The 15,804-nt window shown below is 58.2% G+C and carries 14 protein-coding genes and 1 pseudogene; 6 read left to right on the top strand and 9 right to left on the bottom strand.

All coding sequences use genetic code 11. The features are described 5' to 3' along the window. Positions 1-26: 26 nt before the first annotated feature. The 7 genes from FIU93_RS06960 to FIU93_RS06930 all read right to left on the bottom strand — a co-directional run bounded on the left by FIU93_RS06960 (position 27) and on the right by FIU93_RS06930 (position 9,261). Positions 27-1,007, bottom strand: a complete 981-nt coding sequence (locus tag FIU93_RS06960) for a 3-hydroxyacyl-CoA dehydrogenase family protein (protein ID WP_152505184.1) — start codon at positions 1,005-1,007, stop codon at positions 27-29. Beyond that, positions 1,007-2,509 (bottom strand): sugar ABC transporter ATP-binding protein, encoded by a 1,503-nt coding sequence (locus FIU93_RS06955; RefSeq protein ID WP_152505183.1) that lies wholly within the window; start codon positions 2,507-2,509, stop codon positions 1,007-1,009. Before FIU93_RS06955 ends, FIU93_RS06960 begins: the two co-directional genes overlap by 1 nt. 10 nt (positions 2,510-2,519) lie before the next feature. Next, on the bottom strand, positions 2,520-3,599 hold the full coding sequence (locus FIU93_RS06950; RefSeq protein ID WP_152505182.1) for a strictosidine synthase: 1,080 nt from the start codon (positions 3,597-3,599) through the stop codon (positions 2,520-2,522). Next, positions 3,592-5,721: an SMP-30/gluconolactonase/LRE family protein gene (locus FIU93_RS06945; protein WP_152505181.1), complete on the bottom strand. Its 2,130-nt coding sequence runs from the start codon at positions 5,719-5,721 to the stop codon at positions 3,592-3,594. Before FIU93_RS06945 ends, FIU93_RS06950 begins: the two co-directional genes overlap by 8 nt. Positions 5,722-5,789: 68 nt before the next feature. Beyond that, entirely contained in the window at positions 5,790-6,815 is a 1,026-nt protein-coding gene (locus FIU93_RS06940; protein ID WP_152505180.1) for a sugar ABC transporter substrate-binding protein, read from the bottom strand. A 60-nt stretch (positions 6,816-6,875) separates the two neighbouring features. After that, on the bottom strand, positions 6,876-7,862 hold the full coding sequence (locus FIU93_RS06935; protein ID WP_269585038.1) for an ABC transporter permease: 987 nt from the start codon (positions 7,860-7,862) through the stop codon (positions 6,876-6,878). A gap of 709 nt (positions 7,863-8,571) precedes the next feature. Next, positions 8,572-9,261 carry an HAD-IA family hydrolase gene (locus FIU93_RS06930; protein WP_269586235.1) on the bottom strand — a complete coding sequence of 230 codons (690 nt, stop codon included), beginning with the start codon at positions 9,259-9,261 and terminating at the stop codon, positions 8,572-8,574. Between the two features lie 776 nt (positions 9,262-10,037). On the opposite strand from FIU93_RS06930, the gene FIU93_RS31335 reads away from it, so the two are divergent. Next, positions 10,038-10,178, top strand: coding sequence for a hypothetical protein (locus FIU93_RS31335; protein WP_173013793.1), 141 nt, complete (start codon positions 10,038-10,040; stop codon positions 10,176-10,178). Between the two features lie 37 nt (positions 10,179-10,215). Here FIU93_RS31335 and FIU93_RS06925 read toward each other — a convergent pair whose 3' ends face one another. Then, positions 10,216-10,977: an IclR family transcriptional regulator C-terminal domain-containing protein gene (locus FIU93_RS06925; RefSeq protein WP_152505178.1), complete on the bottom strand. Its 762-nt coding sequence runs from the start codon at positions 10,975-10,977 to the stop codon at positions 10,216-10,218. A gap of 104 nt (positions 10,978-11,081) precedes the next feature. Between FIU93_RS06925 and FIU93_RS06920 the strand changes: the two genes are divergently transcribed. The 5 genes and pseudogenes from FIU93_RS06920 to FIU93_RS06905 all read left to right on the top strand — a co-directional run bounded on the left by FIU93_RS06920 (position 11,082) and on the right by FIU93_RS06905 (position 15,590). Beyond that, complete coding sequence (locus FIU93_RS06920; protein WP_152505177.1) at positions 11,082-11,801, top strand: 3-oxoacid CoA-transferase subunit A; 720 nt, start codon at positions 11,082-11,084, stop codon at positions 11,799-11,801. Beyond that, complete coding sequence (locus FIU93_RS06915) at positions 11,801-12,478, top strand: CoA transferase subunit B (protein ID WP_152505176.1); 678 nt, start codon at positions 11,801-11,803, stop codon at positions 12,476-12,478. The genes FIU93_RS06920 and FIU93_RS06915 overlap by 1 nt, the downstream gene beginning before the upstream one ends. Before the next feature lie 10 nt (positions 12,479-12,488). After that, complete coding sequence (pcaF, locus tag FIU93_RS06910) at positions 12,489-13,697, top strand: 3-oxoadipyl-CoA thiolase (protein WP_152505175.1); 1,209 nt, start codon at positions 12,489-12,491, stop codon at positions 13,695-13,697. 430 nt (positions 13,698-14,127) lie between these two features. After that, positions 14,128-14,532: pseudogene (locus FIU93_RS31670) on the top strand (IS3 family transposase); the annotation flags it as partial. Positions 14,533-14,711: 179 nt separating this feature from the next. Further along, positions 14,712-15,590: a LysR family transcriptional regulator gene (locus FIU93_RS06905; RefSeq protein ID WP_269586234.1), complete on the top strand. Its 879-nt coding sequence runs from the start codon at positions 14,712-14,714 to the stop codon at positions 15,588-15,590. Here the strand turns inward: FIU93_RS06905 and FIU93_RS06900 are convergent. Then, complete coding sequence (locus FIU93_RS06900; RefSeq protein ID WP_152505174.1) at positions 15,541-15,804, bottom strand: DUF2274 domain-containing protein; 264 nt, start codon at positions 15,802-15,804, stop codon at positions 15,541-15,543. The two genes, FIU93_RS06905 and FIU93_RS06900, sit on opposite strands and share 50 nt — an antisense overlap.

Below are 15,804 nucleotides of genomic sequence, written 5' to 3'. Positions count from 1 at the left end.
CTCATGGGAGGAGCAGGAAACATGCGCTACTCTACCTTGAGGCGGTCGACGGCGTTGGCTTCGCGCAGCCAGTCGAAAAGTGCCGTAAGCTGCCGGTCGCGTTCCATGATGGTCTCGCTCCGATCACCCTCGAATGCATACCAACCCTGCCCCGTCATGAGGCCGAGATCGCCCCGCTCCACCAAGTCCCGAAGCGCCTTTCGCCCCTTGTAGTTTTCGTCACCCGTCTGCTCGTAAAGAGAATCCGTCACCGCCAGGGCGGTTTTCTTCGAAACGATCAGATCCTCCGTCAATAGCGGTCCCCAAAGGGCAAGCCGGGGCCCGAGGCTCAGGCGCACGGCAGCGTCGATATCATCGCGGCTGGCAAGACCCTCGTCGACTAGCCGGTAGACTTCGGTCAGCATCGCGAACTGGATCTTGTTAATCAGAAAGCCGGGCCGTTCGGGACAGGCCACCCCCACATGATCGATGGAATGGATAAACGCGCGCGCCCAGTCGATCAGCTCGGGCGGAGTGAAGCTGCTGTGGATGATCTCAATCACCGGGATGATGTGGCCCGGCGTGATATAGTGAATTCCGAGAACACGCTCACGACTGGAGACACCTTCGGCGATGTCGGAAATGAGAAACGAGGAGGTGTTCGAGGCCAGGACAACATCCGGCGGACACAGCCGATCCAGTTCCTCGAAGACAGCCTGCTTCGTCTCAAGCACCTCCTGCACCGCCTCATGCACCATGAAGGCGCCGGCAACCGCATCCTTCAGGGACGACACGGTGGCGACGCGGTTCACCATCGCCTCGACTTCGGTGCTGTCATCGGAAAAGCTTGCAGCGATGGGCCGCGCACGTTCGGCATAACTTTCGAGCATGGCTGCCTGACTGTCGCAGATGACCACGTCATAGCCGTGGCGCGCATAAAGCGTTGCGATCACGCACCCCATGAAACCCGCACCGACAACGCAGACGCGACCACCCGAAGGCGGCGCAGAAGCAATCCTCCCGGCCATCAGTGCACCGCCGCATACATGATGCGTTCCTCTGTGGCATCTTCGGGTGTGAATTCTTCGACGATACGCCCGGCCCGGCAAACGAGGATGCGGTCGGATATATTCATGATTTCAGGTAGGTAAGACGAGATTACCACGACGGCGATTCCTTCTTCTGCCAGCGTATTGATCAGATGGTGGATTTCCGAGATCGCCCCCACGTCGACGCCGCGCGTCGGCTCATCGAAGAAGATCACCTTCGGCTTCTGAACCAGCGACCGCGCGATCACGACCTTCTGCTGATTACCCCCAGACAGCTCGATGACGCGCGCATTGGAATTGATGGCCCTGATGTTGAGTTTCCGCGTCCATTCGGCGGCCATCTCCTTGATCTCGGAATAGTTGAGGAAGAGGCTCGAACTGACATTGGCAGCCTGTGCAGCACGATGAATGTTGTCGGCGATCGACATGCTTTCATAGAACCCCTCGACCTTTCGATCTTCGGTCACATAGACGATTCCATCCTGTACGGCCGGGCGCGGGGTCCGGTAGCGAATGGGCTTGTTCTCGAGCCTGACCTCGCCGCCATGAAAGAAGTCGCGCTTGTAGATGCCGGAGATCACCTTGGCGGCTTCGGTGCGCCCGGAGCCGATCAGGCCGAATATGCCGGTCACCTGGCCGCCATAGATCGAAAACGACGTGTTCTTGACGACCCGCGACATGGAGAGGTTCTGCACCGACAGGATTTTCCGGCCCGGCCGGCGGATCTTGTCTTCCCCGTGGCTGTGATAAAGATCGTCCGACAAGGTGCGGCCCACCATGGCCTGAACGATCTTTTCCCGGTCGAACTTGTCGACGGTATCGCTCACCACCAGTTCACCATCCCTGAGAACGGTGATCCGATCGGCGATGCTCAGCGCCTCCTCGAGGGCGTGACTGATAAAGATCACCGCGACACCCCGCTGCCTGAGGTCCTTGACCAGCGCAAAGAAATGCCGCTTTTCCTCGGGCGTGAGCGTGGCCGTGGGCTCGTCGAAAATGATCACCCGGGCGTTCTGCCGCACCGCCCTTGCGATCTCCACCATCTGCTTCTGGGCGGCGCCGAGCGTCCCGACATCGGCCCAGGGGTTCACCTGGAAGTTCAGCGATTGCATGAACTGCTGGGCGCTGATGTAGATGCCGCGAAGACGGTTGAAGAGTTTCTCCTCGCCCAGGAAGAGGTTCTGGGCGACCGTCATGCTGGGAACGAGGCTGGTTTCCTGAAACACCATGGCCACACCATGCGACAAGGCTTCGCCGGGCGTCATAAAGGTAACCGGCCGGCCGTCGAGCAGCATCATGCCCTCGGTCAGTTGGGTGACCCCCGCCATCATCTTCGTCAATGTGGACTTGCCCGCCCCGTTCTCGCCCAAGAGGGCGTGAACCTCACCGGGCATGAGCGTGAAATCGACGTTTCGGACCGCTGCAACCCCGCGATACTCCTTGGTCACGGACCGCATTTCGATCAGTTTGGATGTCTCCATGATCCTCTCCCTATATCTTCGCTCGCACGACGATATCGCCACCCCTGCACGTCATCAGCAGGCCATCGCCGGTGGGGAGGCAACTGGTGACGCCGTGACGCACTCCGTCCGCTCGGGAGTGCAGGCTCTCGACGGGATGCCCGTTGCCATCCAGACGCACCGCAATCCCCAGCGATCGCGATGGCGCCCAGGGCTTGAGTTCCCCGAGCTGCTTGAGGCTGCCGCCCTGCATGGGCTCGAGATAGGACTGCGGGTGATGCAGGGAGGGCGCGATCCAGTATTCAGGGTCGATCGTATCCACCATGCGACGACGGTATTCGTCTTCGCGCAGGACGAATTCGATAAGTTGCGTGCGCGGAGCAAAGATTGAAAGCCAAAAGTCTCCGCCCTCGCGCTCGTGTGCCATGCGTGCCGGATACCCCGGCAGTTCATCGACAACGACCCCGATTTTCCCATCCGGCGAGATCCGCAGCAGGCGATGACGCCAGCTTTCCGAAACGACGATATTGCCGTTTTCGGTCACGTGGACGCCATATGGGAAAGCGAGTTCTTGCGCCATACAGGCCGCTGCGCCACTGCCAAGGTCGATTTTCCAGACAGACCCGCTGGCGCTGTGTGTCATCAGATCGACCTTCCAGTCGCTCATTCCGTGATCCTGGCTGCCCAGACAGACGAACAGGGTATTGTCATCGGCAAAGGCAAGGGCGGAAGGGGACACGATGGGCAGATCTCCCAGTTTGGTGAACTCGCGTCCGTCATGCGCTCCGCCCCGGATGACGAGACGCCCCTCGTCAAGCCCCAGGGCCAGCATGCCCGACGGATGAGCCGCCAGACACACGATGTCGCTTGACGCCGTCCAGAGAGTATCGATGGTTTTCGATGGGCTCAGGCCCAGCAACCGGGCGCCGGACGACAGCAGGATGCCATCCGTTCCTAACGCGATATTGTCCGGAGCCGTCACGGCGGCCATTTCCTCGGCTTCATCGATGCGGGTGTTGGGACGCAATGCCCCGTCCATCGGTGGCAGGGTGATGGCGGCGCTGCCGCTGCCGCGGAAGCGGTCGAACATACGGGCAAAGAGGTTACTCACCGGACTTGCCTCCCCAGTAATGGCTGATGCCTGTCCATTCCATGTCGGCTCCGGGAATGTCGTAGACACCGATCCGGTCGTTGAAGAGCCCTCCCAGGAACAGACGTCCCTTGTGCTCCCGGATCGACGTGATCGAAGGATGCTTGATGCCGTCGCGATCCCAGAGCACGTCGAGCACCTGACCGGTCAGATCGAATTTGAAGACGCATCCTGAATTCATGTTCGGATACATCCATTCGTCGCTTGCCACGCGGTAGACCATGCGCCGGCGGAGCTGCGGCATTCGCTGGGCGAGGTCGAAGGTGGGCGATCTCATGCCGATGATGGCGCACCAGAAGGTGCCGTCGGAGGCCTTGTTGATATTGTCGGGGTAACCTGGAAGATCCGGTATCACGACTTCTCTTTGTCCCTTGCGGGGGCCGTCGAACCAGTATCGGCTGATCCGACAGCCCCAGGTCTCCGCGAAGAGGAAGGATTCGCCGTCACCCGCCATCGTGATTCCGTTTGGAAACTGCAGCTTGGGCAAAATAGTGCGCGATGACCCGTCACGCGGGTCGTAGCAAATGATGCGGCCATTGCCCCGCGATTCCAGTGCGTCGAGCACCCAGTCGTGAATCTCGTAGCGGATCGTGGCTTCCGAAAAGAAGATCCGGCCGTCCGGCGCGATGTCGAGATCGTCGGCGAGCCGCATGCGCGAGTCGTCGATGATCGAAAACATGGACCGGTTCGTCTCGTCCGAGAGCTTTACGGGCTTGCGATCCTTCGTAACCTTGTAGAGCCCCATCCCGCCGACACAGACGACAAGTTCCCGGTCCCGGTTGAACGCCATTCCCAACGGATGGCCGCCGATATGTACGTAGACCTCATGTCGTTGGTAGTCGGGCGCAAAGAACCGGATGATGTCGCCATGCCGGCTGCCGCAGTAAAGATTGTCGTCCTCGTCGAGGATGATGTCCTCGGGCCCGTCGAGCTCCCCCTTGCCGATCGGTTGCGCAGAGGCGAGCTTGTTGTTGACCTCATAGGGCGAACCGGACCCTTCGGCGGTGGGCGGGCACGGCGGCAGGGCAAAATAGGTGGGTGAGACATAAGCGCGATTGAGGATCTTGAGGCGGTTCTTCATCCACTTCACGTCTATGGCCACGGCCACGAGCAGAATGAGACCCAACACGAGGTCGCCGGCGCCGGTGCGCAAGCCCATGCGCACCAAGGCATTGGTGACCATGACCACTATGACGGTTCCGATAATCGCCTTCGCGACCGACCCGCGCCCGCCGCCCAGACTGTTACCTCCGAGGACCGCGGCAGTCAGGATAACAATCTCCAGCCCGACGCCGACGGAGCCGCCTATGCTGCCGAGTCGCGAGGCATAGAACAAGGCGGCTGCCGCTGTGAAGACCCCCGACAGGATGTAGGTCTGGGCCACGATCCACTTGACCGGCAGGCCGATATTGTAGGCGGAACGGCGCGACCCGCCGACAGCGCTCAGATGCCAGCCGAACCGCATGCGAGTCATCAATATATGGGTCAGGATCGCCACAATGACGGCAACGAACAGCGAGAGCGGCATTCCCAGGATCCGGGCTGAGCCCAGATAGTCCCACATTGGCACCGGCGTTTCCGAGTAAGAGGCATCGACACCGTAGTTCAGGGACAGCAGCTCCACTATGGCGCGTACGAGGATGAGCGTGACCAAGGTGGTCAGAAACGCGCGAAGCCCGAGGAATCCGACGAGGACTCCGTTCAACGCCCCGACGAGACCGCCAAGTGCCAGAACGGCCGGGATGACGACGATCAGCGGCATTCCCAGGGCATTGACCAGATAAAGCGCGCAGAAATTGCACAGGGCGAAGACCGATCCGACGCTGAGATCGATGCCGCCGGCTTTCAGAACCAGCGTCATACCGATGGCGACGAACAGATATTCCGCCAGGAGTTCGCCCATCGTGCCGAGGCTTCCTATCGCCAGGAAGTTCGGGATGATGAAGGAAAAGACGGCGACGGCGATGGCAAGGAACATGAACGGGATCGCATTGTCGATCCAGTTCTTCGACAGGATCTCGCCCATGACGTGGTCGGGAAACAAGCGATATCGCCAGCGCAAATAGGCTTCGCGCGCACTCATACGTATACTCCGGGGGTTTTGGCTTCGGACGATCGTCGCCAGATAGGTCGATCGCCCGTGCCTGGAGATCAGTTGCCGAGTTTGATCTGGTCAACGGTCCAGCAGGACGTCGGAGCTACCGTATCCGGTGTCAGGATCTGGTTCTCTGTATAGACGGCAAAGGGCTGCGTGCCGGGTTCCGGCTGCGTCTGCAACAACATCTGGATCGCGGAGGCAAGCACCTTGGCCTGATCGCGCGTATCGACCTTCACATACGACGAGAACGCCCCGCTTTCGACATTGGTGCAGCCGAGATCCTTGTTTCCGCCGCCAGTCGAGACAAGTTTGATTTGGTCCTGCTTGCCGGATTCCCGGATGGCCGCGGCAATTCCCACGTCCATGTTGTCCCACAGCCCGATAAAGCCGCACAAATCGTCGTGCTGCTTGATGATCGTGGAGGCGATGGAATGCGCTTTCGAGGCATCCCAATCCGCGGCCTGAGTGGCCACAAGTGTCGCATCCGGGTAATCCACCAAGGTATCTTCGACCCCGGCAACGCCGAGCTGGTTGGGCGGTGCGGTCACCGGGCCCTGAATCAGGGCAATTTTTCCGGATGTTCCAGAACCACAAAGACGGGCCGCTTCTTTCGCGGTTTCCACGCCCACGCCATACCAGTCTCCTCCGACGAAAGCATCCGAGTTGACCGGTGTCTTCATGTTCATCTGGATGACGTTGATGCCGGCGTCCATTGCGCGTCGGATAAGCTTGACGTAGGCCTGCATGTCTGCGTTCTGAATTATTATTATGTCCGGCTTCTCGTTGATAAGTTGCGAGATAGCCTGTGCGCCTGCATCGACGCTATAGTTGGCATCCCTGATCGTCAGCTCGTAGCCAAGCCTATCGGCATCCCGCTGCACTGCGGCCATCCAGCCTTGTGTCAGGTCCCATCCCATCGTGACCGGAACGAAAGCGACGGTCTTGCCCTCAAACGCCTTCTGGTACTTCAGGATCAGGCCGTCATCCGGGCGCTCCGCCGAGGCCGGCGCGACCTGACCTAGGACACCCAGCATTACGGCTGCGACCGCACCTATCCTCTTGAACATAGAAAGTTTCATGTCTTCCTCCCTAGAAATGTGGTTCTTTTTCCGGATCGCCCGTCTGGACCACCCGGAATTCTAGATGTCGCCTTGCTGCGATGTCTGTTCGTCGCGGGGGTTGAGCAGCGAGTCCACGATGATGGCCAGCAGCAAGATCAGACTCTTGATGATATTTTGAGCCGAATAATCCACGTTCATGATCGTCAGACCGTTCAACAGCAGTCCGATGAGAACCGTGCCCGAAATGACATTCCGGATACTGCCCTTGCCGCCCGCCAGACCGATCCCTCCGATCACCACGACCAGGATGATGTCGTAGATCATCGTCGAGCTGGCCAGCTTGGTGTTTACCGATGACACGGTCATCGCCATGATCAGGCCCGCGCAGAAAGCGACGAGGGATGCGAAGCTGTACATCAGGACCGTCATGGGCCGGATAGACATTCCGCTGTTGCGCGAAGCGAGCGGATTGTCACCGATCGCGTAGACGAAGGCGCCATAACGCGTCAGGCGCAAGGCCACGAACGCGAGACAGGAGATGATGAGGAACAGCAGAACCGGCATGGGAACCGCCGCGAGCGCACCGGTTCCGAGAGACGCAAACCAGCCCACATCGCCGCTGATGAAGATGTTCTCGCTCGACACAAGGGCAAAGCGTCCCAGCCCGGAAATCACGGTCGCCATCGCAAGCGTGGCGAAGATGGCCGGAATCTCGACATAGGCGATCAGGAATCCGTTGACCGCGCCGAAGGCCACCGCCAGCAGCAGACCCAAAAGAAGGGCCGTCTCCACCTGCATTCCTCCGGAGAAAAGCGTGAAGCTCCAGCCAGTCGAGAACACCATCACCGCGACCATCGTAAGGTCGATGCCGCGACCGATCACGACGACCGCCATTCCGATCGCCAGAATTCCCAGGATCGAGACGCTCTGCAAAAGAGAGAGCAAGTTCGATATCCGGAAAAACCCATCGAGAAAAATCGAAAACAGGACGAACAGAACCGCCGAGATGGCCATAACCATCTGTTCCTGATTCAGCGACAGAACGGCATTCCGGTCAAACTTCAATGTATTTTCCTCCCCATGACCCAAGCCGAATTCCCCGGGGTTGGTCCCAGCGATCCGACACAGGCCCGCCGCCTGGTGCGTGTTCCATTATGCACTGAAGGCAGCCTCACGCTGGCGAAGCGATCTGCGTTTGTCCAATATTGAGAAACGAGAAATATATAACCTTATCCTTATGAAAAGAGCAGGCGGCCGGTGTGTAGGCCGGTATTAAATTATGTCCGGACCCCCGGATTTCCTGGGTTTGCACGGAGATTTTAGGGATTTTCCGGAAATTGGAGCATCGGACGAAAACTCCACTCGATGGTGGGTCGATGCCAACCCGTTCGCGGGAAACAGCCAGAATCATAACTGAAAAGCGTAATTACGACACCGGGACTTTGTTGAATGAATTATCCGACAGGTACCTTCGCCTAAGAAGTCTGACAGGGCACAAGCTTGACATCTCCCGGTTTCGTTCAGACACGAAGCGTAGTGGAATTCGGCCATCCGGAGCCAGTGGCACGCGCCGTGCGCACCGGGCTTGGAGGCAAGCGGATTGAGGAGGATGCCGACCCTTCAGATGAAGATGGCGATATCTCTTTTTGCTTTTCCACTGATGTCGAATTTTCTCAACCGCAAGACGATCTCACAAGCAGGACATTAATACTTTATCAAAAAAAGGCTTACTGGCGACAAAGAAATAAAATTATGAACAAATCTAATTTATTACTTAGGCGATCCCTAATTCGGACGGCAACAGTGCCATGTCGCCAAATTGCCGTGCACCGAAAAGATCTGGGGTCGACTTCGTTTCTTTCGGCACATAAGCGAGACACGACATGCCCGCTCTTGCGGCGGCTTCAAAACCACTGGAGCTGTCTTCTACAACCAGGCAATGCTCAGGCAGGATACGATTTGCTTGCGCAGCGTGGAGAAACACGTCCGGGGCAGGCTTGCTTGCTCCAACTTCATGCGCCGAGAACATATTGCCTTCAAACCAAGGAAGCATACCCGTTGTCTCCAACGTTGCGCACATCTTTTCCATCAATCCATTTGAAGCAACGCAAAATTTTACTTCATGATTCTTTAGTACTTTCAGCGCCTTTTTTGCACCTTTAATTGGCTTTATTTCGCTCTTCAACGAAGCTATCAATTCCTTCGAGAACGGAACCAACCAATTTTCGGGCACTTTCAAGCCTTGTTCCGATAAATACCTTTCGACATCATGCCTGCTTTTTCCTATGAACCTGTCGCAACATTCGGAAAAGGATATGTCAGCGCCGCGTGAAAGCAGAAATCTATGAAGATGCCGATTGGAGATCGTTTCGGAATCCACAAGCACACCATCGCAATCAAATATAATAAGCTGCGGAATGCGATCTGGATGCTGCACCGCAATATGTCTCTTACCTGGAATCATAGCCACATAGAGCCTTTCAAAGATATTAGCGTCGTCAACGATCAGAGAACTAACTAAATCTATAGTGCCCCTGAGCACGCACTCAGCAACCGGCTCCAGCGCCGAACCATCAACTTAACTGGAATCTGAAGCAGTTGTGACGACGTTCACAGTGTAAGCCGTAAGGACGCCACCATAAGCGTTTCCTTCTGGAATTACGGGACGTGGTATGGTTAGCCTAACTTGCTGCACCAAATTTAAAAAAATCTCTCCATCTATTCTTCGCTCTCTGGAATGAGATGTTTTTAGCAATAAGCTACGATCAACTGGGAGGTGAGAGGGAAGTTTGTGCATTACGCTTAAGATAGAATTGAATTAACGGAAGCACTCAACTAGAGACGCGATGAATAGGTTCTTACCTGACCAGTGCTCCAATCCCCAAGTAGGAACCACAGGATCATGGAGTTCTCCATCTAGTATCACGGTTCCGGGCTGGAGATGACTGGGATAATACAGCGCATTCGGAACATTGATTCTGATCGCAAAGCGAGGCTGATCCTCATAGTAATGTCTACGCCAAACCTCCAAATTTTCGCGGGAGTCCGCAAGGGTCAGAACCAATACAAGTCCAGGAACTCTGTTCGAACCATCCATTTACCGCCTATATGCAGGCATTATCCATCGGTTTCTCAGGTCTAGAGAAGTCCAGTGCGATCCCCTTGGTAGGATCAAAAATCCAGCTTCAGTGGGTTGAACTCCGAGCTCTGATCAACACTCATGCGCTAATCGGAGCCAATATGGATATTACCAGCGGTGGCTTTCCTGAAAGTAGCAAGCAGCAGATCATCGCCGAACTGCTGTGCATAACGGGCATCCGCATCAACGCTGCTGTCGAACTCGCTGGCCGGCCCGCCCCGAACTCTCGCCGGAAAGCGTAATGCTCAAACAGGAACCGGACGACAAGGACTGAAAGACCTAGTGCAGCACCCGCCGCACGCCCGACTGCACCTTGAGGAGCGCCGGCAGGTAGATGGCGACGAGGTCGTCCAGGCTCGCCTGCGCGGCGGCCATGCCCGTGTTGAGCGCCGCCACCACCCGGTCGCGGCTATCGTAGACCGGCACGGCGAGCGACCTGAGGCCGATCTCCACTTCCTGATCGATGACGGCAAAGCCTTGCGTGCGCGTTTCACCGATACGGTTCATGATCTCGTCCGGATCGGTCAGGCTCAGCGCCGTGCGCGGGGTCAGGTCCGAGCGCTCCACGAGTGCCCGGGCCTCTTCTTCCGGCAGCGCCGCCAGCAGCACGCGGCCCATCGACGTGCAATGCGCGGGCAGCCGTGAGCCGGGCGTCAGTCCGATGGACATCACCCGTTTCTGCGCGGCCCGCGCCAGATAGACGATTTCCGTGCCGTCGAGGATCGATACCGAGCAGGACTGGCAGATCTGCTCGGTAAGCTGGTCGAGCCACGGCTGCACCACCTGCGGCAGCGGCAGCGAGGCGAGCGCCCCGAGACCCAGCCGGAGCGCGCGTGGCGTCAACGTGAAGAACTTGCCGTCGTAGTCCGCATACCCCTCGTGATGAAGGGTGAGCAGGCAGCGGCGCGCGGTCGCCCGGTCCAGCCCCGTGGCGTCGGCGACATCGGATATCGACAGACGGGGGGTGTCGGCCCCGAAACACTCGATCACCCTCAGTCCCTTGGCGAGCGAAGCGATGTGATCCGTCGGTTTGTTCAACATGCGCACAAAATTCAGTTCTATTTGAACAAATGTCAACATGCGAACAAATTGACTGGCCGAACCGAAGCAGCGGGCCTAGACAATCCTCAACCGAGGAGGTTTCCATGGATAAGACAATAACGTCCCTTACGGCTGCGGTCGCGGACATAAAGGACGGTTCCCGACTGATGATCGGCGGCTTCGGCGGCTCCGGCGCGCCGATCGAGTTGATCCACGCCCTGATCGACCGTTTCCGCGAAACCGGCAGCCCCAGGGACCTGACGGTGATCAATAACAATGCGGGCAACGGCGGCATCGGCATCGCCGCGATGATCAAGGCCGGCATGGTCCGCAAGATGATCTGCTCCTTCCCGCGCTCGTCGAATGCGGAAGCCTTCAACGAAAAATATCTGGCCGGTGAAATCGAGCTGGAGCTCGTTCCCCAAGGCACACTCGCGGAACGCATCCGCGCAGCCGGTGCCGGCATCCCCGCCTTCTACACGCCGAGCTCCTTCGGCACCGAGCTGGCGGAAGGCAAGCCCACGGAAGAATTCGACGGCAAGATGTATGTGCGCGAACGCTGGCTGAAAGCCGACTTTGCGATCATCAAGGCGCAGGTCGGCGACACGCTCGGCAACCTCACCTACCGGTGTGCGGGCCGCAACTTCAGCCCTTTGATGGCCATGGCCGCGGACCGCACCATCGTCCAGGTCAGCCATCTGGTCGCACCCGGCGGCATCGACCCCGAAACCGTCGTCACGCCCGGCATCTTCGTCGACGGACTGGTCGCAGTTCCGGAACCTGAACAGGAAGAAGTGCTCGTCCGCGCGGGAGTGGTTTACTGATGGCCTATACGAAACTCACCAACGCCCAGATCGCCTGGCGCGCCGCCCAGGACATCGAGGACGGCGCCTATGTCAACCTCGGCATCGGCTTTCCCGAAATGATCGCCAAGTTCCAGCCCGAAGGCCGGGACGTGATCTATCACACCGAAAACGGCGTGCTCGGGTTCGGCGGAGCTCCGAAAGAGGGCGAAGAGGACTGGGACCTGATCAATGCCGGCAAGAAGGCGATCACGCTGAAACCGGGTGCCTCCTTCTTTCACCATGCCGACAGCTTCTCCATGGTGCGCGGCGGCCATCTCGACCTTGCGGTCCTCGGCGCTTACCAGGTGGCCCAGAACGGCGATCTGGCGAACTGGCGTGTCGGCTCGAAGGGCGTGCCCGCCGTCGGCGGCGCGATGGACCTCGTCCACGGCGCCAAGCGGGTCGCGGTCGTCACCGACCACGTCACCAAGGACGGCAAGCCGAAGCTGGTCGAAACCTGCACCTTCCCGCTCACCGGCGTCGGCTGCGTCACCCGCGTCTACACCTCCCTTGCCGTGGTCGACATCGTCGACGGTCATTTCGTCCTGCGCGAAAAGCTTCCCGGAATGACACTGGAGGAATTGCAGGACGTGACCGGAGCACCGCTGCATCTCGAGGGCGACCCCGCCGACCTGACCGTACCCGCTCTGGACTGAGGAAAGACCTGTGCAAGACGTATTTATCTGCGACTACATCCGCACACCCATCGGCCGCTTCGGCGGTGCCCTCGCCCCGGTGCGCACCGACGACCTCGGCGCGATCCCCCTCAAGGCGCTCGCGGCCCGCAACCCGGGCCTGGATCTCGCGGCGATCGACGAGGTGATCTTCGGCTGTGCCAACCAGGCGGGCGAAGACAACCGCAACGTGGCGCGCATGTCTCTTCTGCTCGCCGGCTACCCGGAAACGGTGCCGGGCACCACGATGAACCGCCTGTGCGGCTCGGGCATGGATGCCGTCATCACCGCCGCCCGTGCGATCAAGGCCGGCGAGGCCGAACTGATCGTCGCCGGAGGCGTCGAGAGCATGTCGCGCGCGCCGTTTGTCATGCCCAAGGCCGAAAGTGCCTTTTCCCGCACCAGCGAAATCCACGACACCACCATCGGCTGGCGCTTCGTCAACCCGCTGATGAAAGCCCAATACGGCGTCGACAGCATGCCGGAAACCGGCGAAAACGTCGCCGAGGATTTCAACGTTTCCCGGACCGATCAGGACGCCTTCGCCTTTCGCTCCCAGCAGAAAGCCAAGGCCGCGATGGACAATGGCAGGCTCGCCCGCGAAATCACGCCCGTCTCGATCCCGAGGCGCAAGGGCGACCCCGTCATCATCGATATCGACGAGCACCCGCGCCCGGAAACGACGCTCGAAGGTTTCGCCAAGCTGCGCGCACCCTTCCGGGACGGCGGCTCGGTTACGGCCGGCAATGCCTCCGGCGTCAATGACGGCGCGGCGGCCCTGATCGTGGCCTCCGGCGAAGCGGCAGCAAAATACGGCCTCAAGCCGATTGTCCAGGTGCTCGGCGGCGCGACCGCCGGCGTGGCGCCCCGGATCATGGGCTTCGGTCCGGCGATCGCCTCCAAAAAGCTCATGGCGCGGCTCGGCCTGGCGCAGGCGGACTTCGACGTGATCGAACTGAACGAGGCTTTCGCTTCCCAAGGGCTTGCCACCTTGCGCGATCTCGGCATCGCCGACGACGATCCGCGGGTGAACCCCAATGGCGGCGCCATCGCCCTCGGCCACCCGCTCGGCATGTCCGGCGCCCGGATCACCGGCACGGCGGCTCTGGAACTGTCGGAGAAAAACGGCCGTTATGCCCTCTCGACCATGTGCATCGGAGTTGGCCAAGGAATTGCAATTGCACTGGGAGCTTGCAACTAGTTTCGTGAACCTGAGCTGCACGTCTTTCAAAACACGAACCAAGACTAGATGATGGATTTATTAAAATTGATCCAAGGTCGATCTGATATCATATTGAAAGGTGCAGGTATATTTTTGACCTTTTCCACTACATCTATCATTTCTGGAGGCATATGGAGAAAGTTTATTTACGTCGGCGATGGGGCACATGAGGTATGTTTTGGAAAAGCACCCAAGACTATACTCAGCTCTCGAATTGCATCGGCATCATGTGCCGGTCCGCCAAAACAATTGAGCCTGAGAGGAGGTCACATGAAAGGGACATCAACATGGCTTTTTGAGCATCATAGACCTACTCGGAAGAGAACGTAGTCGATGAGTTGCGTTCGGGTGGTAGGTTTCCGTTTGCCGAACTTACGCGGTGAACCGGCTTGACCCAACGAACAAACGTTACAGATCCCGTCGGCCCGGTCAGGCCGCTTTGGAACAGCGGATCAGAGAGATTTGTCAGAGGCATATCCGGTTCGGATAGCAATGCTTGGATGTATTGCTGTGCCGAGAGTGCTGGATGATCAGTCAGAAGAAAACCCGTCAGATCTACAACGAGTTGGGCCTCCAATGAGGAACAAGTTTCTGGAGCGCCGGATGAAAGCAACGCTTCAGGAAGATCGCCAATCGGCCGTCGGGCCGAATGACGTTGGGCTATGGACTTCATGCATGACCAGCACGCAACTGATCGAAAATCCGCGTTTTGACCGTGTTCGATACGTTCTCTCGCTATGTGCCGGGGCTTGATCCACGGCCAAGTGATCGGGGAGAGGATGTTGCGAGAACCCTGAGCAGGGTGTGTTCTCGATTTCACGCAGTCGCCGACTCTAATCTTCCAAATCCCCGATTGAGCTAACGATGTTCCAGAGCATTCACAATTAACAGGAGCGACATGGAAAACTGGGCAAGAAATTGAAGTCGGTTGATTCTTTGAAACACAAAAGACGCCTCGCAGGGCCGATAGAAATAAGACACCTGCGCCACGCTGTGGCGGTCGAAAGTCATGGAAGTTTCAGAAAAGCCGCACTCGCGCTCAGAGTGAAGCAATCGACACTCAGTCGGACCATTTCTCAGATGGAAGCTCGTCTGGGTCTGATCCTTTTCGAACGAACGAGTGGCGGTGCGCGCTTAACAGAGGCGGGTGCCGAGATCGTGAAGACTTCCCGCTATCTCATCCAGTCATTGGACCAAATGACACTAAACGCCCAGGAGCTAAGCCGAGGCAATACGGGACAGTTTCGTCTTGGATTTTATACGTCCCTCTCGATGGGCAAATTACGCGCAAGGCTCACAGAATTTGCAACAAGGTTCCCCAATATGGAGATCCTCACGATTGAAGCTTCGCGCTCGCGTCTTTTGTCTGATCTTGCTGGCGGTTTCCTGGATATAGCCATAGTCACTGGCGATCCTTCTCCTGGAGAAGTTGGCGCAAAGTCTCTTTGGACAGAACGTATTATGGTCCTCATGCCCAGCACGCATCCGCTAGCTCAAAACAAAGTCCTCCATTGGACCGACCTGAAAGACGAAACTTTCCTTATTAGCGATCATGATCCAGGTCCTGAATTGCGAGATGTCCTTGTTTCCAAGCTTGCGCTGCTCGGCGGACAACCAAAGTTGGTTGCCCACAATGTCAGCCAGGAAAATATCAAAGGTCTGGTCTCAGCCGGTTTCGGCATAAGCCTCATTCTCGAAGCAAGCCTGGGGTCCAGTTTTCCCGGCGTTTCGTTTCTCGAAGTCCGTGACGGGACTGGCGCAAACCGCATCAGCTTTTCCGCGCGTTGGCGTAGCGACAACAACAATCCGGCTTTGAGCAACTTCATTGCTCTCCTGGAAGAACGCTATCCCTCACCTGCCGGCCGTGACTAAGAATCCGACGCGCCTTCGCAAACCCACGATCCGTCGCAATAAACCGTTCCAGCATCGGAACGATCAGCCTAGAAGGATCCTCGACGGTCTGCCCGCTCTGCCGACCGAGAATCTCGGCATAGTCCACCAGATCCCGATGCAGCTTCGCCGGCAGTTCCACACTCACCTTGACCGGCTTGTCGTCCGGTAACGGCCCCAGCTTCAGTCTCACCAT

It is taken from the genome of Labrenzia sp. THAF35, assembly GCF_009363595.1.
In the GTDB taxonomy this organism is placed as follows: domain Bacteria; phylum Pseudomonadota; class Alphaproteobacteria; order Rhizobiales; family Stappiaceae; genus Roseibium; species Roseibium algicola.
This window is presented reverse-complemented; position numbering and strand designations above follow the sequence as displayed.

What these genes read in the sequence shown, in the direction of transcription:
- FIU93_RS06960 (WP_152505184.1), bottom strand. Translation starts at nt 1,007, where the DNA reads ATGGCCGGGAGGATTGCTTCTGCGCCGCCTTCGGGTGGTCGCGTCTGC.
- FIU93_RS06955 (WP_152505183.1), bottom strand. Translation starts at nt 2,509, where the DNA reads ATGGAGACATCCAAACTGATCGAAATGCGGTCCGTGACCAAGGAGTAT.
- FIU93_RS06945 (WP_152505181.1), bottom strand. Translation starts at nt 5,721, where the DNA reads ATGAGTGCGCGCGAAGCCTATTTGCGCTGGCGATATCGCTTGTTTCCC.
- FIU93_RS06940 (WP_152505180.1), bottom strand. Translation starts at nt 6,815, where the DNA reads ATGAAACTTTCTATGTTCAAGAGGATAGGTGCGGTCGCAGCCGTAATG.
- FIU93_RS06930 (WP_269586235.1), bottom strand. Translation starts at nt 9,261, where the DNA reads ATGATTCCAGGTAAGAGACATATTGCGGTGCAGCATCCAGATCGCATT.
- FIU93_RS31335 (WP_173013793.1), top strand. Translation starts at nt 10,038, where the DNA reads ATGGATATTACCAGCGGTGGCTTTCCTGAAAGTAGCAAGCAGCAGATC.
- FIU93_RS06925 (WP_152505178.1), bottom strand. Translation starts at nt 10,977, where the DNA reads ATGTTGAACAAACCGACGGATCACATCGCTTCGCTCGCCAAGGGACTG.
- FIU93_RS06920 (WP_152505177.1), top strand. Translation starts at nt 11,082, where the DNA reads ATGGATAAGACAATAACGTCCCTTACGGCTGCGGTCGCGGACATAAAG.
- FIU93_RS06915 (WP_152505176.1), top strand. Translation starts at nt 11,801, where the DNA reads ATGGCCTATACGAAACTCACCAACGCCCAGATCGCCTGGCGCGCCGCC.
- FIU93_RS06900 (WP_152505174.1), bottom strand. Translation starts at nt 15,804, where the DNA reads ATGGTGAGACTGAAGCTGGGGCCGTTACCGGACGACAAGCCGGTCAAG.